Origin of the sequence: Mycobacterium branderi (assembly GCF_010728725.1) — a bacterium.
Classification (GTDB): domain Bacteria; phylum Actinomycetota; class Actinomycetes; order Mycobacteriales; family Mycobacteriaceae; genus Mycobacterium; species Mycobacterium branderi.
In genome coordinates this window covers 2,123,225-2,139,962 of sequence record NZ_AP022606.1, presented here as the reverse complement: position 1 = coordinate 2,139,962, position 16,738 = coordinate 2,123,225, and the positions used below count along the sequence as shown (strand labels likewise).

The 16,738-nt window shown below is 67.8% G+C and carries 19 protein-coding genes; 8 read left to right on the top strand and 11 right to left on the bottom strand.

Annotated features, from left to right (window positions below; all coding sequences use genetic code 11):
• The first annotated feature begins 36 nt into the window (after window positions 1–36).
• Together ygfZ and G6N47_RS11025 are read left to right on the top strand one after the other, a co-directional pair.
• Window positions 37–1,128 (top strand): CAF17-like 4Fe-4S cluster assembly/insertion protein YgfZ, encoded by a 1,092-nt coding sequence (gene ygfZ, locus G6N47_RS11030; RefSeq protein WP_083130923.1) that lies wholly within the window; start codon window positions 37–39, stop codon window positions 1,126–1,128.
• A 131-nt stretch (window positions 1,129–1,259) separates the two neighbouring features.
• Window positions 1,260–1,451, top strand: a complete 192-nt coding sequence (locus tag G6N47_RS11025) for a DUF3073 domain-containing protein (protein ID WP_083130924.1) — start codon at window positions 1,260–1,262, stop codon at window positions 1,449–1,451.
• Here G6N47_RS11025 and purM read toward each other — a convergent pair.
• The 6 genes from purM to purL form a co-directional block, all read right to left on the bottom strand.
• A complete protein-coding gene (gene purM, locus G6N47_RS11020; protein WP_083130925.1) occupies window positions 1,448–2,524 on the bottom strand; it encodes a phosphoribosylformylglycinamidine cyclo-ligase in 1,077 nt (358 codons plus the stop codon). The genes G6N47_RS11025 and purM overlap by 4 nt on opposite strands.
• A gap of 40 nt (window positions 2,525–2,564) precedes the next feature.
• Window positions 2,565–4,109, bottom strand: coding sequence for an amidophosphoribosyltransferase (purF, locus tag G6N47_RS11015; protein WP_083130926.1), 1,545 nt, complete (start codon window positions 4,107–4,109; stop codon window positions 2,565–2,567).
• Between the two features lie 158 nt (window positions 4,110–4,267).
• Window positions 4,268–4,654, bottom strand: a complete 387-nt coding sequence (locus tag G6N47_RS11010; RefSeq protein WP_083130927.1) for a sterol carrier family protein — start codon at window positions 4,652–4,654, stop codon at window positions 4,268–4,270.
• Window positions 4,638–5,264, bottom strand: coding sequence for an Rv0804 family intramembrane glutamic endopeptidase (locus G6N47_RS11005; RefSeq protein ID WP_083130928.1), 627 nt, complete (start codon window positions 5,262–5,264; stop codon window positions 4,638–4,640). The genes G6N47_RS11010 and G6N47_RS11005 overlap by 17 nt, the downstream gene beginning before the upstream one ends.
• On the bottom strand, window positions 5,264–7,018 hold the full coding sequence (locus tag G6N47_RS11000; protein WP_083130929.1) for an alpha/beta hydrolase: 1,755 nt from the start codon (window positions 7,016–7,018) through the stop codon (window positions 5,264–5,266). The genes G6N47_RS11005 and G6N47_RS11000 overlap by 1 nt, the downstream gene beginning before the upstream one ends.
• Window positions 7,019–7,021: 3 nt before the next feature.
• A complete protein-coding gene (purL, locus tag G6N47_RS10995; protein ID WP_179966378.1) occupies window positions 7,022–9,322 on the bottom strand; it encodes a phosphoribosylformylglycinamidine synthase subunit PurL in 2,301 nt (766 codons plus the stop codon).
• A gap of 190 nt (window positions 9,323–9,512) precedes the next feature.
• On the opposite strand from purL, the gene G6N47_RS10990 reads away from it, so the two are divergent.
• A complete protein-coding gene (locus G6N47_RS10990) occupies window positions 9,513–9,743 on the top strand; it encodes a hypothetical protein (RefSeq protein ID WP_083130931.1) in 231 nt (76 codons plus the stop codon).
• Here the strand turns inward: G6N47_RS10990 and G6N47_RS10985 are convergent, their stop codons facing one another.
• On the bottom strand, window positions 9,744–10,091 hold the full coding sequence (locus tag G6N47_RS10985; protein WP_083130932.1) for a VOC family protein: 348 nt from the start codon (window positions 10,089–10,091) through the stop codon (window positions 9,744–9,746).
• Between the two features lie 14 nt (window positions 10,092–10,105).
• Entirely contained in the window at window positions 10,106–10,912 is an 807-nt protein-coding gene (locus tag G6N47_RS10980) for a helix-turn-helix domain-containing protein (protein ID WP_083130933.1), read from the bottom strand.
• Window positions 10,913–11,038: 126 nt separating this feature from the next.
• Between G6N47_RS10980 and G6N47_RS10975 the strand changes: the two genes are divergently transcribed.
• Window positions 11,039–11,431 (top strand): nuclear transport factor 2 family protein, encoded by a 393-nt coding sequence (locus G6N47_RS10975; protein WP_083130934.1) that lies wholly within the window; start codon window positions 11,039–11,041, stop codon window positions 11,429–11,431.
• A gap of 4 nt (window positions 11,432–11,435) precedes the next feature.
• Here G6N47_RS10975 and G6N47_RS10970 read toward each other — a convergent pair whose 3' ends face one another.
• Window positions 11,436–12,674 (bottom strand): M18 family aminopeptidase, encoded by a 1,239-nt coding sequence (locus G6N47_RS10970; RefSeq protein WP_083130935.1) that lies wholly within the window; start codon window positions 12,672–12,674, stop codon window positions 11,436–11,438.
• A 48-nt stretch (window positions 12,675–12,722) separates the two neighbouring features.
• On the opposite strand from G6N47_RS10970, the gene G6N47_RS10965 reads away from it, so the two are divergent.
• The 4 genes from G6N47_RS10965 to G6N47_RS10950 all read left to right on the top strand — a co-directional run bounded on the left by G6N47_RS10965 (window position 12,723) and on the right by G6N47_RS10950 (window position 15,810).
• A complete protein-coding gene (locus G6N47_RS10965; RefSeq protein ID WP_083130936.1) occupies window positions 12,723–13,736 on the top strand; it encodes a Dyp-type peroxidase in 1,014 nt (337 codons plus the stop codon).
• On the top strand, window positions 13,733–14,530 hold the full coding sequence (locus G6N47_RS10960; protein ID WP_083130937.1) for a family 1 encapsulin nanocompartment shell protein: 798 nt from the start codon (window positions 13,733–13,735) through the stop codon (window positions 14,528–14,530). Before G6N47_RS10965 ends, G6N47_RS10960 begins: the two co-directional genes overlap by 4 nt.
• Before the next feature lie 378 nt (window positions 14,531–14,908).
• Entirely contained in the window at window positions 14,909–15,163 is a 255-nt protein-coding gene (locus G6N47_RS10955) for a DUF6922 domain-containing protein (protein WP_139799411.1), read from the top strand.
• Between the two features lie 5 nt (window positions 15,164–15,168).
• Window positions 15,169–15,810, top strand: a complete 642-nt coding sequence (locus G6N47_RS10950; RefSeq protein WP_163659613.1) for a nucleotidyl transferase AbiEii/AbiGii toxin family protein — start codon at window positions 15,169–15,171, stop codon at window positions 15,808–15,810.
• Here the strand turns inward: G6N47_RS10950 and purQ are convergent.
• Together purQ and purS are read right to left on the bottom strand one after the other, a co-directional pair.
• Entirely contained in the window at window positions 15,807–16,481 is a 675-nt protein-coding gene (gene purQ, locus G6N47_RS10945; protein ID WP_083130939.1) for a phosphoribosylformylglycinamidine synthase subunit PurQ, read from the bottom strand. The two genes, G6N47_RS10950 and purQ, sit on opposite strands and share 4 nt — an antisense overlap.
• The gene (gene purS, locus G6N47_RS10940; protein WP_083130940.1) at window positions 16,478–16,717 is read right to left on the bottom strand and encodes a phosphoribosylformylglycinamidine synthase subunit PurS; all 240 of its coding nucleotides are present in this window, start codon (window positions 16,715–16,717) and stop codon (window positions 16,478–16,480) included. The genes purQ and purS overlap by 4 nt, the downstream gene beginning before the upstream one ends.
• Window positions 16,718–16,738: the final 21 nt, after the last annotated feature.

Below are 16,738 nucleotides of genomic sequence, written 5' to 3'. Positions count from 1 at the left end.
GCCGGGGCGGCCTTGGCGGGCCCGTAGAGTTGAGATGTGCCTGCAGTTCCCGCCCCCGAGACCGGCCCGGACGCCGGTGTGACCTGGCATTACGGCGATCCGCTGGGTGAGCAGCGCGCGGCCGAGACCGACGCCGTGCTGGTGGACCGCTCCCACCGCAAGGTGCTCACGCTGACCGGCGCCGACCGCCAGACCTGGCTGCACAGCATCTCGACCCAGCACGTCAGCGAGCTGCCCGACGGCGCCAGCACCGAGAACCTCAGCCTGGACGGGCAGGGCCGCGTCGAGGACCACTGGATCCAGACCGAGCTGGGCGGCATCACCTACCTCGACACCGAGCCCTGGCGCGGCGAGCCGCTGCTGGACTACCTGCGCAAGATGGTGTTCTGGTCGGACGTCAGCCCCGCTGCCGCCGACCTCGCGGTGCTGTCGCTGCTGGGTCCGCGGCTGGCCGAGCGACCGGTTCTCGACGCTCTCGGCGTCGACGCATTGCCCGCCGAGATGACGGCCGCGGCGCTCCCGGGCGGAGGCTTCCTGCGCCGGATGACCAGTGCACAGGTCGAGCTGGACTTGGTGGTGCCGCGCGACGACGCCGCGGGGTGGCGAAACCGCTTGGCGCAGGCCAACATTCGCCCGGCCGGGGTGTGGACCTATGAGGCGCACCGGGTGGCGGCCGTGCGCCCACGGCTCGGAGTCGACACCGACGAGCGCACGATCCCCCACGAGGTGGGCTGGATCGGCGGCCCTGGGCTGGGCGCGGTCCATCTGGACAAGGGCTGCTACCGGGGGCAGGAGACCGTCGCGCGCGTACACAACCTGGGCAGACCGCCGCGGATGCTGGTGCTTTTGCACCTCGACGGTTCCGCGGATCGGCCGTCTACGGGCGATGCGGTGCAGGCCAGCGGGCGCTCGGTGGGCCGGTTGGGCACCGTCGTCGACCATGTGGACCTCGGCCCGGTGGCGCTGGCGCTGCTCAAGCGGGGATTGCCCGCCGACACCGAATTGGTCACGGGCTCCGACGCCGCCGTGACCGCGGTCATCGATCCGGATTCCATGCCTCCGGCGGATGCAGTCGGGGCCGGGCGAGCGGCCGTCGAGCGGTTGCGCGGCACCGGCCGAGGACAGTAGTACTGGTGGGTAGGGCAGGCCAAGCACCCACCCGCGGGGCACGGTAAACTGTCGGCAGGACAATAAATTCACTGACAGATCGGAGCCGCCTTCTCTTGGGCCGCTCCGTTATTGCGCGAGGGGGTTCCCCCATGGGCCGCGGCCGGGCTAAGGCGAAGCAGACCAAGGTTGCTCGAGAACTGAAGTACAGCACCCCGCAGACCGATTTCGAGCGGCTTCAGCGCGAGCTGTCCGGGTCGAGCGCCGACGACACCGCCCAGCGCGACGGCGACGAACCGTTTCCCAGCGACCCCTGGGCCGACGAAGACGACTGGCGCCGCTAAAACCTCGGGTGTTGCCCGACGAGCTTGGCTCGGGGGCCTTCTTTGCCACCCTTGCTGACGGTGCCCAGCACCCAGCAGTTCAGGTGCCGCGCGGTCAAGATGGCCAGTGTCCGGTCGGTGTCCTCGGGCGCGACGACCGCGACCATGCCGACGCCCATGTTGAACGTCTTCTCCATCTCCGCACGCGTCACGCGTCCGCGCTGCGCGATCATCGCGAACACCGGCGCCGGCGTCCAGGTGCCGCGGTCGACCTCGGCCACCAGCCCGTGCGGTATGACGCGTTCCAGGTTGCCGGCCAGCCCGCCGCCGGTGATGTGGCAAAAGGTGCGGACGTGGGTTTCAGCGGCCAGGGCCAGGCAATCCTTGGCGTAGATCAGGGTGGGCTCGAGCAGCTCTTCGCCCAGTGTGCGGCCGAACTCCTCGACATAACCGGCCAGGTTCATCCGGTCGATCTCCAGCAGGACCTTGCGGGCCAGCGAATATCCATTGGAATGCAGCCCCGACGATCCCATCGCGATGATGACGTCCCCGGGCTTGACGCGCTCGGGACCCAGCACATCGTCGGCCTCGACGACGCCGACGGCGGTGCCCGAGATGTCGTAGTGGTCGGGTTCGATCAGGCCAGGGTGCTCGGCGGTCTCGCCGCCGAGCAGCGCGCAACCCGCACGCATGCATCCGTCGGCGATGCCGGCGACGATGGCGTTGAGCCGCTCGGGCACGATCCGGCCCAACGCGATGTAGTCCAACAGGAACAGCGGCTCGGCGCCGCAGACCACGAGATCGTCGACAACCATCGCGACCAAGTCCAAGCCCACGGTGTCGTGCTTGTCCATCGCCTGAGCGACGGCCAGCTTGGTGCCCACACCGTCGCTGGAGGCAGCCAACAACGGCTCGCGATAGCCGCTGCGCAAAGCGAACAATCCGGCGAATCCGCCCAGCTTACTGCGCACTTCCGGACGAGTGGCCTTCGATGCCAACGGCTTGAACAGTTCGACGGCGCGGTCGCCGGCTTCGATGTCTACCCCTGCTTCAGCGTAGGTAATGCCCTGATTACCGGGGTCTTTTGCAGTCATCGCGATCAAGGCTACCGGTCGGCACCCACGCCGCCATCGGCTACGGGTGCCGCAGCACGGATGCCTGCTCGGCCTCCGGGGATACCTCGGCGCTCTGCGCCGCCGCCCCGCGTGCCGCGGTGGCCAGCATGTGCTCGATGACGTTCTTGCCCAGCGCCGTTTCGCTGGGCAGTTCGATCGGATACTGGCCATCGAAGCAGGCCGAGCACAACCGCGAGGTGGGCTGCTCGGTGGCCGCGATCAGGCCGCGCAGTGAGATGTAGCCCAGCGTGTCGGCGTTGATGGCATGGCGTACCGCCTCGAGCATCTCGTCTTCGTCCTCGACGGCGTTGGCGATGAGCTCGGCCGGCGACGGGAAGTCGATGCCGTAGAAGCATGGCCACTTCACCGGCGGCGACGCGATCCGCACGTGTACCTCGACGGCGCCGGCCTCGCGCAGCATCCGCACCAGGGCGCGCTGGGTGTTGCCGCGCACGATCGAGTCGTCGACGACGATCAGCCGCTTGCCGCGGATGACCTCTTTGAGCGGGTTGAGCTTGAGCCGGATGCCGAGTTGGCGGATGGTCTGCGACGGCTGGATGAACGTGCGCCCGACGTAGGCATTCTTCATCAGCCCCTGCCCGTAGGGGATGCCGGACTCCTGCGCGTAGCCGACCGCGGCGGGGGTGCCGGACTCGGGGACGCCGATCACCAGGTCGGCGTCGATCGGGCATTCGCGCGCCAGCCGACGCCCGATCTCGACGCGGGCTCCGTGCACGGACCGGCCGGCGAGAATACTGTCCGGCCGGGCCAGGTAGACGTACTCGAAGATGCAGCCCTTGGGGGTCGGGTTGGCGAAGCGGCTGGAGCGCACACCGTCGGCGTCGATCGCCAGCAGTTCGCCGGGTTCGATGTCACGCACGAACGAGGCGCCGACGATGTCCAGCGCCGCGGTTTCCGACGCCACCACCCAGCCGCGGTCCAGCCGGCCCAGCGACAGCGGCCGCACCCCGTGCGGGTCACGCGCTGCGTAGAGGGTGTTTTCGTCCATGAAGGTCAGGCAAAACGCGCCCCGCACGGTCGGCAGCAGTTCCAGGGCCGCCTGCTCCAGGCTGGAGTCCGCCGCGCCGTGGGCCAGCAGTGCGCCCAGGATGTCGGAGTCGGTGGTGGCCGCACCCGGCACCCGGGTGTTGATCAGCCCGGCGTCGCGGGCGCGGGCGACAAGCGCGGTGCTGTTGACCAGGTTGCCGTTGTGTCCGAGCGCCACCCCGGTGCCTGCGGCCGTGTTGCGAAAGACCGGCTGTGCGTTCTCCCAGGTGGTGTTGCCGGTGGTGGAGTAGCGGCAGTGGCCGATCGCCACGTGGCCTTCCATGGCCGCCAGCGTCTGTTCGTCGAACACCTGGCTGACCAGGCCGAGGTCCTTGAACACCAGCACCTGCGAGCCGTCGGCGACCGCGATGCCGGCGGCTTCCTGGCCGCGATGCTGCAAGGCATACAGGCCGTAATAGGTGAGCTTGGCGACTTCTTCGCCGGGCGCCCATACGCCGAATACGCCGCACTCTTCGCCGGGCGGATTTTCCTCGGGCGGCGGCTGCTGGGCGGTCACGGTGTGGCGGCTCCCTGGGGCGCGATTGGTGACGTAACGGAGTCTACGGGGACGACCGTCGAGTCACCGAATCGGACGAGCGTGTTGCGCACCTTGCTAACGGCTTCGCGCAAAAGATCGTTCCCAGGAGACTTCAGCCGTCGCGTGTGTCACAAAAGTCACAAGCTCACGAGCGGTAGCCAGGTCGCGATCTCGCCGGCCCGGGAACCGGACAGGCGCAGCAATCCGGTGGCCTGGGCGTGGGGCACCTTCAACAGCCCGGTGACGAGCAGAAGCCAAGTGCGCGGATCGGTTTCGACGACGTTGGGCGGGGTGCCGCGGGTATGCCGCGGCCCGGCGACACACTGGACCGCGACGAACGGCGGAATGCGGACCTCGACGCTGGCGCCGGGCGCCTGCTCGGCCAGGGTGCGGGCGGTGAGCCGCACGGCGGCCGCCAACTCGGCGCGGTCGGGTGTGGGCCGGCTGTCGTCGCGCAGCCACTCCTCGAGGGCCAGCACCGCTTGGCGGGTCTGGGCCGGGTCGGCTTTACGACGCCCGGCCATGCGCCTGCACCGCCAGCGCCGCGGCGGCGCCGGCCTCGTTGATCGCCAGGTGTGCCAGCATCGGGGCCGCCAGGCTGCCGGAACGCTCGGCGAGCCAACCGAATACCCAGCCGGCAATGCCGGTGGCGACGACCGTGGGCAGCACCGGTTCGCCGGTGGCGCGGGCGTCGGCGATATGCGAGAGCCCGAACGCGGCGGCCTGCAGCAGCCGTCCGCGTGTTTCACCGAAAGCTGTTCTGGCCGTGGCGCCTAACGCCCCGCGGTACGCGGCCTCCTCTGCCCAGACGGTCCCCACGGGTATCCGCAGCATCAGCCAGACCGGTGTCGGCCGCGGCAGCTCCCGGTCGGCCATCGACAACCGCACGACCGGCACCGCTGTTGTCGTCGCGACACCGGTCGCCGCGGGAAGCGCTGCCGCGGCCCCGATCCGCAGTCCCGCCCACAGCCGCGGCCCAGCCAGCCCCAACGGCGCACGGGTCACCAGGACCAGCAGCCCCGCCAGACCGGATTGCGCCACAACACGCCACGGCATCCGAACCCGGGGACCGAGAAAGCTCCAGCCGACCAGCGCCCCCGCCAGCGTTAGCGCGCGAAAAGCGTTGGAGTTCATCAGTGTTCGGGTCCGTCGGCGCTTTCGGTCTGTTTCAGCGCCAGGCGCATGCGTTCTGTGTCGCTCGGCTGCCAGCCCTCTGGCGGGGCGACCGCGGCCCAGCCGTCGAGCACGATGTCGCCGTAGTTGTGACCGTGGCCGCCGGGCATGCTTTCGGCGTCGGTCAGGTCGGCGCTGACTTGCCAGAACGTCACCACCGGATACCAGCTCATCGCCGCGGTGCGGTCCTGGCCGGGCGGTTCGACCAGCCAGTCGGGCCGGGTGAACAACAGATCGGGCGACCACCACACGACGGGGTCGGAAGGGTGCTGCAGGAACAGAACTCGGGTGCCGTCCCACGGCGGCTCGGCGATGCGGGCGACGTCGTCACTGGTGACCGCCTCGGAGAACCGCACGGTCCGCCCGTTGTCGTAGCGCGGCTGCACCTCAGGGGTGCCGGGGTCGCGTCGCACCATCAGCGCATGCCAGAGGGGGCTCTCGTGCGGAGGGCCGACCCACAAGACGCCGTCGAAGCCCATCCTCGGAATGTCGGGAAGGAATCCGAACGCGCTCTGTCCGGCCATCGAGCCCAGGCTTTCGCCGTAGAGCACCAGCTTCGGCCGGTGATCGGCCGGGAGTTGCTGCCAGTAGTCGTGGACGGCGTTGACCAGGGCCCGCCCGGAATCCTTCGACTTCTGTCGGTCGGCCAGGAACGAAATCCAGCTTGGCAGATAGGAATACTGCACACCGACGATCGCGGTGTCGCCGTTGTACATCATCTCGATCGCGCGGGCGGCCACCGGATTGATCCAACCGGTGCCGGTGGTGGGGACGATGACCAGCACCTTGCGGTCGGAGGCGGCGGTGCGTTCGAGTTCGCGGACAAGGACTTTCATGCGGCCGGCGTCGTCCTCGGCGGTGTGCAGCCCGGCATACACCCGGATGGGTTCCCGCGCGGGCCGGCCGTTGATCCGGGTGAGCTCGGCGGCGTGCGGGCCGGTGGCGACGAAGTTGCGGCCCTGATAACCCAGCGTGTCCCACGGTGCTAATGACATTGGGCTGCCTGACTTTTCGGGTAGGGTCGGCTGGGTCAGGCCTTCGCGTGTTTCGCTGTTCTGCGGTTCGAAGATCTTGTTGGCCCCGGCGAAGAATCCGCGCACCAGGACGCCGTTGATCAGGGTGACCAGCAGCGCCACCACGATCGCGGTGCCGATGAACAACGCCACCTCGTCGTGGATGTGCCAGCGTCTGATCAGCATTCGGGCCAGCAGCTTGATGGCGTCGATCACGGCCCGAAATGCCGCTACCAGCAACGCGCTTACGGCGATCGCGACCATCAGGGTCCGCAGGTAGGCCGGCGTCGTCGGCCCTTGGATGCCCATCAGCGCCGACACCTGCCGCTGCCAGGATGCGGCGGGGACGAGCATCAGCACGCATGCCGTCGGCGAGATGGCGACCACCGCCGCCTTCATCCAGAACAGCACCCGCGCCGGCGGCGGCCACCAGCCGGCGTTGCGCAGCACGACACGGTGCACGGTCTTGCCGATCAGCACGCCCAGTCCGTAGCCGAACGCCGCGTTGATGCCGCCGATCAGCCCCTGAAACAGCCAATCCCGGGGCAGCAGTGACGGCGTCAGCGACAAGCAAAAGAACAAGGCGCCGAACGCCACACCGACGAATTTCAGCCGCAGCAGGCTCCATGCCCACACGAGCAGCGGATGCCTGCCGCGAGTCGGTAACGCTACGGTGGTGACGTCGTCGACTGAAGCGCTCATGGGCTACCCGAACAGTCGCGGCAGCACCCCTTCGGACGTGCTGCGCAGCTCGGCCAACGACACCGTGAACAGTCCCTGGACCTCCACCGAATCCGACCCCTGGTCGACGACGCCGATACGGGCGACGGGCAGCCCGCGCGCCTCGCACATTGAGACGAACCGGCTTTCCTCAGTGCGCGGCACGGCGACCAGAACCCGGCTCGCCGACTCGGAGAACAACATCACGAACGGGTCGGCGCCCTCGGGAAGCACGATGCGGCAACCGGTTTCGCCGGCCAGCGCCGATTCCACCACGGCCTGCGCCAGGCCGCCTTCGGACAGGTCGTGGGCCGCCGACACCAACCCGTCGCGGGAGGCGGCGGTCAGCACCTCGGCGAGCAGCTTTTCGCGGGCCAGATCCACCTGCGGCGGCACGCCGCCCAGATGATCGGCGGTGACCTGCGCCCAGACCGAGCCGTCGAATTCGTCGCGGGTGTCGCCGAGCAGCAGCAGCGACTCGTCGGGTTCGGTGCCCATGCCGGTGGGCAGGCGACGGCTCACATCGTCGATGACACCCAGCACACCGACGACCGGCGTGGGCATGATCGGCGTCGAGCCGGTTTGGTTGTAGAAGCTGACGTTGCCTCCGGTGACCGGAATGCCAAGCGCCGCACAGCCATCGGCCAACCCCCGCACCGCCTGGGCGAACTGCCACATCACCCCGGGATCCTCCGGGGAGCCGAAGTTGAGGCAGTTGGTGACCGCGACGGGGGTGGCGCCGGTGGCGGCGACGTTGCGGTACGCCTCGGCCAGCGCAAGTTGGGCGCCGGTGTAGGGATCCAGCTGGGTGTAGCGACCCGACGCGTCGGTGGACACCGCGATGCCGCGGCCGGTGGTTTCGTCGACGCGCAGCATGCCGCCGTCGGCGTGCTCGGCCAGCACGGTGTTGCCACGCACATAGCGGTCGTACTGCTCGGTGATGAACGCGCGACTGCACAGATGCGGACTGCCCAGCAGCGCAAGCAAAGTCGCGCGCAGCTCGTCGCCGGTGGCCGGCCGGGGCAACCGGGTGGACCGGTCGGCGTTCAGCGCGTCCTGCGACTCCGGGCGGGCCAGCGGGCGCTGGTAGACGGGCCCCTGGTGGGCCACGGTGCGCGGCGGCACGTCGACGACCGTCTCACCGTGCCAGGTGATCTTGAGCCGGTCGCCGTCGGTGACCTCACCGATCACGGTGGCCAGCGCGTCCCATTTGCGGCACACCGCCATGAACGCGTCCACGTTTTCCGGCGTGACCACCGCGCACATCCGCTCCTGCGACTCGCTGCAGAGCACCTCGGCGGGTGTCATGTTCTTGGTGCGCAGCGGGACGGTGTCCAGTTCGATGGCCATGCCGCCGTCGCCTGCTGACGCTAATTCCGATGTGGCACAGGCTAATCCGGCCCCGCCGAGGTCCTGGATCCCGACCACCAGGCCGGCGGCGTAGAGCTCCAGGCAGCACTCGATGAGCACTTTCTCCATGAACGGGTCGCCGACTTGCACCGACGGCAGTTTCTTGCGGCCCGGCCCGGACTCGTCGCCGGCGAAGGTGTCCGACGCGAGCACCGACACTCCGCCGATGCCGTCGAGCCCGGTGCGAGCGCCGAACAGGATGATCTTGTTGCCGGCGCCCGACGCGAACGCCAGGTGAAGATCTTCGGTGCGTAGCACGCCGACACACAGCGCGTTCACCAATGGGTTGCCGGCGTAGCAGGCGTCGAAGACGGTCTCGCCGCCGATGTTGGGCAGCCCAAGCGAATTGCCGTAGCCGCCGATGCCGCGCACCACGCCGTCGACGACGCGGCGAGTGTCCGGGGCGTCGGCGGGCCCGAAGCGCAGCTGGTCCATCACCGCCACCGGTCGCGCGCCCATCGCCATGATGTCGCGCACGATGCCGCCTACCCCGGTGGCCGCGCCCTGGTAGGGCTCGACGTAGGAGGGATGGTTGTGCGATTCCACCTTGAAAGTGACCGCCCAGCCGTCGCCGATGTCGACGACGCCGGCGTTCTCGCCGATGCCGGCCAGCATCGACGCCCGCATCTCGTCGGTGGTGGTCTCGCCGAAGTAGCGCAGGTGGACCTTGGACGACTTGTAGGAGCAGTGCTCGCTCCACATCACCGAGTACATGGCCAGTTCCGCGTCGGTGGGCCGGCGCCCGAGGATGTCGCGGATGCGCTGGTATTCGTCGTCTTTGAGGCCCAGCTCGCGAAACGGCTGCGGCTGATCAGGGGTGGCTGCGGCCCGCTCGACGGTATCCACCGCGTGGGTGAGGCCGGAGGTCACGGACACAGCTTAGTTACCTCGCCGACTCGCTCATTGGTCGAGTGTGAATCCTCGGCGTCGACTGTTAATGCAGGGCGACGTTCGCGCCGTTTTTCCGCCCTGGTTTCACAGTCGATTTTCGTGCGGCCAGCGTTTGCATGGCGATTGGATGGGTAGCCGCACAGGGTCCGGCAATAACGATCAAAGAGGAGGACTCATGACCTCAGGGACTGCCGAGACCGGGACCATCACTGGCACCAAAGACAAGAACTACAACCTCATTTGGTACACGGAGAAATGCCTGGACAACGCGCTGCGGCTGGAGACCTACATCCAGGACGCCGAGCGCGACGGCGACAAGGAAGTCGCTGACCTGTTCCGCAAGGCGCAGTCGGACAGCCGTAAGGGCGCCGAACTCGCCGAGCAGCTACTGGCCAAGCGGCTGTAGCTAACTGCCGGCGACGCAGAAGGCATTGCCAACGGGGTCGGTCATCACCACCCATCGGAAGCTGTCTCCGATGCTGTGCCGGCCGACCTCGGTGGCGCCGGCGGCGATGAGCCGCGCTACCTCGCCGTCTACATCGGCGGCGCTGAAATCGACGTGCACCCGGTTCTTTCCCGGCGTGGGATCGGGCACCTTCTGAAAGCCCAGCCGTGGCCCGTCGGCCCGGGTCACAGCGACGAATTCGCCGGGAATCAACTCTTGAGCCTGACCATCGAACTGCTCGGCCCACCAGCCGGCCAGCTTCGCGGGATCGATGCAGTCGAACGTGACCATTTCCACCTTGAGTGCCATAGCCGCGACCGTACTCACCCGGCCGAGCTGATGGACCCACTTGCGCGCAGCAATTCGGCGCTTTCGGTATCGGCCGGATAGAACAACTCGACCGCAAGCTCGGACAGGGTGACGTCGAGCGGGGTTCCGAACGTCGTCAATGTGGTGAACATCGAAAGCCGTTGTCCGCCATCAATTGCGAGTTCGAGCGGAACAAGCAGCGACGCCGTGTCAGGCGAGATGTTGCGTCCCGCTAGTGCGGCGACGCCCGGGTAGGCGCGGACCTCCTCGTCGAGTGCCTGCAATTGCGGGTCGCCGGTGAGCGCGATCGTGCGGCGGAGCTGCTGGAGCAGGTACCCCGCCCATTCCTCGAAATTGAGGGTTCGGCCGGCGAGACCATCGGGGTGCAGGCACAGCCGGTACACGTTGACCGGCGGCCCGAGCACGGCCTCCGGCACGCCGGCGGTCAGCGCGGCCGCCGCGGCGTTGGCCTGCACGATGTTCCAGCACCGGTCGATCACGACACCCGGATACGGATCGTGCGCGTCGAGAAGCCGCTGCACGGCGGCACGCGCCGGGGTGAGCGCGTCGTCGGCCAGCGGCCGCGCCGGGTAGCGCGGGGCATAGCCGGCGGCCAGCAGCAGCGTGTTGCGCTCTCGCAGCGGTATGTCCAGGCCGTCGGCCAGCGCCAGCACCATTTCGGGGCTGGGCCGGGAGCGGCCGGTTTCGATGAAGCTCAGATGCCGTGCCGACACGCCGACATTCAGCGAGAGGTCGAGTTGGCTCACCCGCCGACGCGCGCGCCATTCACGCAGCAACACACCAACCGTCGCGTCGGTCATGTGCAAACGCTAACCACGCCGGCGCACCGCCGCGATGACCTCGCAGGTAATTGCGCGGCCGCAGGCCGTCGACGCACGCTCGATACGACGCGCTCATCCGGAGCGCCGGAATCCCTGGAGGACGCCATGACCGACATTCAGTCCGCTGCCCCGACGTTCAGCGCCGAGCTGTGGGCGGCGTACTGGGACGCTCCGAGCCTGTCGCGGGGGTTCGACGTGCTGGCCGACGACATCGTCGGCTACTGGCCCGACGAGCCCGAACCGGTGCGCGGCGTCGAGGCGTATACGGCGAAGATCGCCGAATTACTGGCCGCTGCACCGGATTTGCGGCTCGAGCTCGTCGACAGCGCGACAGTTCCCGGCGCTACTGCGGGCGAGCAGCTGGTCTTCCTGCACTACGTCGGCGAAGGCACCGGCCCGGACGGGCCGTTCGCGATCCGCGGGCTCGACCGGGTTCGCACCCGCGACGGAAAGGTGGTGGAAAACGTCATCCGCTACGCGCCGGTGACCCAGCGGTGAGCGGCTAGCTGGGCGTCAGGAACGCCTGCAGCGCCGACGCGTAGGCGGCGACGTCGTGGGCGCCCATCAGCTCCCGCGCCGAGTGCATGGCCAGCTGGGCGGCGCCGACGTCGACGGTCGGGATGCCGGTCCGGGCCGACGTCATCGGGCCGATCGTGGAGCCGCAGGGCAGGTCGGCCCGATGCTCGTAACGCTGTAGCGGGACGCCGGCCTGCCGGCAGGCCAGTGCGAACGCCGCGGCGGTGCGGCCGTCGGTGGCGTAGCGCAGGTTGGGCTGGACCTTCAGGACGGGACCCGCGTTGACGGCGATCTGATGGCCGGGCTCGTGCCGGTCCGGGTAGTTGGGGTGCGTGGCGTGGGCCATGTCGCCGGAGGCCACCATCGACCCGGGCAGGCGGCGCAGGAAGTCTTCGCGGCCGCCGCCGGCCGCCAGCACGATCCGTTCCAACGTCGTCAGCAGCAGCTCGGAGTTGGCGCCGTGATCGGAGGTGGAGCCAACCTCCTCGTGGTCGAACAGCGCCAGCACCGGCAGGTGTCCGCTCGGCTGCGCGGCCAGGAAGGCTTCAGTCGCCGCGTAGCAGGTTGCCTGGTTGTCCAGCCGCGGCGCGCTGACCAACGCGCGGTCCACGCCCATGACTGTCGATGGCGTCAAGTCGTGGGTCATCAGGTCGAAGCCGAGCACATCGCCGGGATCGACGCCGGCCTGCTCGGCGACGTAGTCGAGAAACGCGCCCGTCTCACCTGTCGCCCACACCGCGTTGACGTGACGCTGCGGGTCCAGGGTGACCGATTTGCGGTCCTCGGCCAGATGGATGGCCAGCTGCGGCACCCGCAGGATCGGGTCGTCGACGCGGACCAGCCGGTGAGTGCCGTCGCTGGTCGACAGCCGCCCGCTGATACCCAGGTCGCGGTCCAGCCACGAGTTCAGCCAGGCGCCGCCGTACGGCTGCAACGCGACGATCTGCCAGCCGGCGACCTGACGGTCGGGGTGTTGCTTGACCCGCAGGTTGGGGCTGTCGGTATGGCCGCCGACGATCCGGAACGGGCCGTCCGCGCCGCTGTTCCAGGCCACCAGCGAACCGGCCCGGATGATGAAGAACCTCCCCGACGCCGGCCATTCGTCGGCCTCCGCTAGTTCGGTGTATCCGGCTGCGCGTAGCCGTTCGGCGACGGTCGCGCAGACGTGAAACGGCGACGGCGACGCGTCGATGAATTCGCAGAGGCCCTCTGCCGTCGCCGCCATGTCCTCATCCTTTCATCACGGCACCGGCCGGGACGTTAGGGTCAAGACGTGCCCGACGTGCAGCCGCAACCGATCCTTGCTCCGTTGACGCCGGCCGCGATCTTTCTTGTGGTCACCATCGACGAGGGCGGCGAAGACACCGTCCACGACGCGCTGGCGGACATCTCCGGGCTGGTGCGCGCCATCGGATTCCGTGATCCATCAAAACGGCTGTCGGTGGTCACCTCGATTGGATCCGATGCCTGGGACCGCTTGTTCGCGGGCCCGCGGCCCGCTGAACTGCATCCGTTCATCGAACTGCAGGGTCCACGACACGTCGCTCCGGGCACACCGGGCGACGTGTTGTTCCATATCCGGGCCGAGACAATGGATGTCTGTTTCGAGCTGGCCACCCGGCTGATCGACGCGATGTCCGGCGCGGTCACGGTCGTCGACGAGGTGCACGGCTTCCGGTTCTTCGACAACCGCGATCTGCTCGGATTCGTCGACGGCACCGAGAATCCCGACGGCCCGCTGGCGGCGAGCTCCACACAGATCGGCGACGAGGACCCCGACTTCGCCGGCGGATGCTACGTGCACGTGCAGAAGTACATCCACGATATGGCCGGCTGGAATTCGCTGTCGGTCACCGAGCAGGAGCGGGCGTTCGGCCGAACGAAGCTGGAAGACATCGAATTCGACGACGACGACAAGCCGGCCAACTCGCACCTCGCGCTGAACAAGGTCGAAGACGACGAGGGCAACGAATTGAAGATCGTGCGGCACAACATGCCGTTCGGTGAGGTCGGTAAGGGCGAATACGGCACGTATTACATCGGTTATTCCCGCAGTCCGGGCGTCACCGAGCAGATGCTGCGCAACATGTTTCTCGGTGATCCGCCGGGTGTCACCGACCGCATCCTGGACTTCTCCACCGCGGTCACCGGCGGGATGTTCTTCTCCCCCACCGTCGACTTCCTCGACGATCCGCCACCACTGCCGGGTGCAGCCGCTCCCGCGGTGGAGTCCGAATCGGAAGACGGATCATTGGCGATCGGCAGTCTGAAAGGAAACCCGCAATGAACAACCTCTACCGCGAGCTGGCGCCGATCACCGAGGCCGCCTGGGACGAAATCGAATTGGAGGCGACGCGGACGTTCAAGCGCCACATCGCCGGGCGCCGGGTGGTCGATGTCAGCGGGCCGGGTGGACCCACCATGGCGGCAGTCGGCACCGGTCGGCTGACCGATGTGAAGGCGCCTACCGATGGCGTGGTGGCGCACCTGCGGGCCAGCAAACCGCTTGTGCGGCTGCGGGTTCCGTTCACGCTGTCACGCGAGGAGATCGACGACGTGGAGCGCGGCGCCCAGGACGCCGACTGGGATCCGGTCAAGACGGCCGCCAAGAAGCTGGCGTTCGTGGAAGACCGGGCCATCTTCGAGGGGTATCCGGCGGCGTCGATCGAAGGGATCCGCAGCGCTAGCTCCAACCCGGCGCTCACGCTGCCCGAGGATGCCCGCGACTTCCCCGACGTTATTTCGCAGGCGCTTTCGGGCCTGCGTTTGGCCGGTGTCGACGGCCCGTATTCGGTGCTGTTGTCGGCCGACGCGTATACGAAGGTCAGCGAGACCACCGAGCACGGCTACCCGATCCGCGAGCACCTGCACCGACTGGTCGACGGCGACATCATCTGGGCGCCCGCAATCGACGGGGCATTCGTATTGACCACCCGCGGTGGGGATTTCGACCTGCAACTCGGCACCGACGTGGCGATCGGCTACCTGTCCCACGACGCGGACACCGTGCAGCTGTACATGCAGGAGACCCTGACATTCTTGTGCTACACCGCCGAAGCATCGGTTTGCTTGGGGACGTAACGCCGTTCGGCGCGAGTGTGCGCATATGACGTACAACTGCGCACGTTCGCGGTCCATCGTTAAGGGCCGGTGCTCCACCCGTCGCGGTGGGTGATCCGTAGGTAGGTGTCGACAGTGCACAGCCTCGAACGGCACATCGGCACGAAGCCATCCGCGGTCGCGTAATACCCCGCGGACCCGGCGGGTCTGCTGGTAATGCCGCGTACTCGATGGCAGCGACCAGCAACGCGGCTTTGGGCCCTTATCCGTGGACCGTCTCCGCGGATACGCCGCCGCAGCGGCAATCTTGGACAGGGTGGTGCGAGCATATCCCTCGGTGGCTATCACTGCGTGGTGATCGGCGCGTGGGAGAATTGAGGCAGTCAGGAGGTGAGGCGCGTGGCAGATGTCCAACTCCCCGCGAGATTCGCGTACTTGTTCTGGAATGCGGATATCGAGGAACTCGATGTGGAACGCGACGGGCGCTTCATAGCGTCACGGCTCCTGATGGCCGACGACGTAGCAGCATGGGGGTGGGCGGTGCGTCACCTCTCGGCTGATGACCTGGCTTCAGTCGCATCGCTGCGACATGCAACAGCCGAACGCCGGGCACTGGCCCGCAATCTCGCCGCGGCCAGGGCTGACAGCGGATGAACGAAATGCCCGCGGACCTGGAGCAGTTTCTCCCGCCGGCGACCCGCGCGGCTTGGTCGAGATTGGCCCCGCTCGTACCCGATAATGGATACCTGGTGGGCGGCACCGCTTTAACCGTTCACCTGTTGCATCGGGTGAGCCGAGACCTCGACTTCTTCATCCCGTCGGCATTCGACCCGGACGGGCTCATCGACACCCTGGCTGCGGCCGGGCCGTTCACGCCGACACAGCTCGGGGTCGGCACGCTGAACGGGGTGTTTGAGGGCACGAAGGTCCAGTTTCTCGACGCTTCCGGGCAGCACATGCTCGACGAGGCGAGAGTCGTTGCGGGCGTACGCGTGGCCGGCATCCGAGACCTGTTCGCGACGAAGCTCAAAGTGATCGCCGATCGCGGCGAGCTGCGCGACTACTTCGATCTGCTGGCGATCGAGCAACGGGCCGGGTTGCGCGCCGAGGACGGGCTGAGACTGTTCGTGCAACGATACCGTCCAAGGGTTCCGGGGCAAGCTGTTGCCAAGATCGTACTAGGACTGGGATATCTCGACGATGTCGCGGATGACCCGTCACTGCCGATGCGCCGCGAGGAGATCGAGCGTTATTGGCGCAGACGCCAGCCAGAGATAGGAAAGACCCTCGGCGCAGATTAGGCCGCCAGAACGGAATCCAGCGCGGAGTAGAACAGACCGAGCCCGTCGTCGGACGGCCCGGTCAGTGCTTCGATCGCATGCTCGGGATGCGGCATCAGCCCGACAACCCGACCGTTGGCCGAGCTGATTCCGGCGATATTGCGCAGCGAGCCGTTGATGTTGTCGTGGTAGCGAAACACCACGCGCCCTTCGCTTTCCAGCTCGTCGAGCACCTTCTGTGATGCGACGTAGCGGCCCTCACCCGACTTCAGCGGTACCAGCAGATCCGCATTCGGTTCGAAGCGCGACGTCCATGCCGTCGTCGTCGACTCCACCCGCAACCACACATCACGGCAGACGAAATGCAAACCGGCGTTACGGGTTAGCGCGCCGGGCAACAGTCCGGCCTCGCAGAGCACCTGAAAACCGTTGCAAATCCCAAGGACTGGCAGTCCACGCGCAGCAGCTGACACGACTTCGCCCATCACCGGTGCGAACCGAGCGATGGCGCCGGCCCGCAGATAGTCGCCGTAAGAGAAGCCACCGGGAACCACGACCGCGTCGACCCTCTTGAGGTCGGCGTCGGCGTGCCACAGGTTGACCACCTCGGCGCCGACGAACCTGACCGCCCGCGCCGCGTCGACGTCGTCGAGGGAGCCCGGAAAGGTGATCACCCCGATGCGCGCCGTCACGTCGCTTCCCTGCTTACTGTCCAGTCCTCGATCACCGTGTTGGCCAATAGCGATTCGGCAATCTGGGCAAGCTCGGAGTCGTCGACGCTGTCGTCGACCTCGATCTCAAATCGCTTGCCCTGGCGCACATCTGAGATTCCACTATGGCCCAGACGTCCCAACGCGCCGACGATCGCCTGCCCCTGCGGGTCGAGAATCTCGGCCTTGGGCATCACGTGCACAACCACCCGGGCCACGGCGCTCCTCCTCAGATCTGT

Excerpts from the sequence above, each read along its gene's own strand:
- G6N47_RS10985 (WP_083130932.1), bottom strand. The coding sequence starts at position 10,091 with ATGGCACTCAAGGTGGAAATGGTCACGTTCGACTGCATCGATCCCGCG.
- G6N47_RS10980 (WP_083130933.1), bottom strand. The coding sequence starts at position 10,912 with ATGACCGACGCGACGGTTGGTGTGTTGCTGCGTGAATGGCGCGCGCGT.
- G6N47_RS10990 (WP_083130931.1), top strand. The coding sequence starts at position 9,513 with ATGACCTCAGGGACTGCCGAGACCGGGACCATCACTGGCACCAAAGAC.
- G6N47_RS10970 (WP_083130935.1), bottom strand. The coding sequence starts at position 12,674 with ATGGCGGCGACGGCAGAGGGCCTCTGCGAATTCATCGACGCGTCGCCG.
- G6N47_RS10950 (WP_163659613.1), top strand. The coding sequence starts at position 15,169 with ATGCCCGCGGACCTGGAGCAGTTTCTCCCGCCGGCGACCCGCGCGGCT.
- G6N47_RS11000 (WP_083130929.1), bottom strand. The coding sequence starts at position 7,018 with ATGAGCGCTTCAGTCGACGACGTCACCACCGTAGCGTTACCGACTCGC.
- G6N47_RS11005 (WP_083130928.1), bottom strand. The coding sequence starts at position 5,264 with ATGAACTCCAACGCTTTTCGCGCGCTAACGCTGGCGGGGGCGCTGGTC.
- G6N47_RS11010 (WP_083130927.1), bottom strand. The coding sequence starts at position 4,654 with ATGGCCGGGCGTCGTAAAGCCGACCCGGCCCAGACCCGCCAAGCGGTG.
- G6N47_RS10975 (WP_083130934.1), top strand. The coding sequence starts at position 11,039 with ATGACCGACATTCAGTCCGCTGCCCCGACGTTCAGCGCCGAGCTGTGG.
- G6N47_RS11025 (WP_083130924.1), top strand. The coding sequence starts at position 1,260 with ATGGGCCGCGGCCGGGCTAAGGCGAAGCAGACCAAGGTTGCTCGAGAA.
- G6N47_RS10960 (WP_083130937.1), top strand. The coding sequence starts at position 13,733 with ATGAACAACCTCTACCGCGAGCTGGCGCCGATCACCGAGGCCGCCTGG.
- purM (WP_083130925.1), bottom strand. The coding sequence starts at position 2,524 with ATGACTGCAAAAGACCCCGGTAATCAGGGCATTACCTACGCTGAAGCA.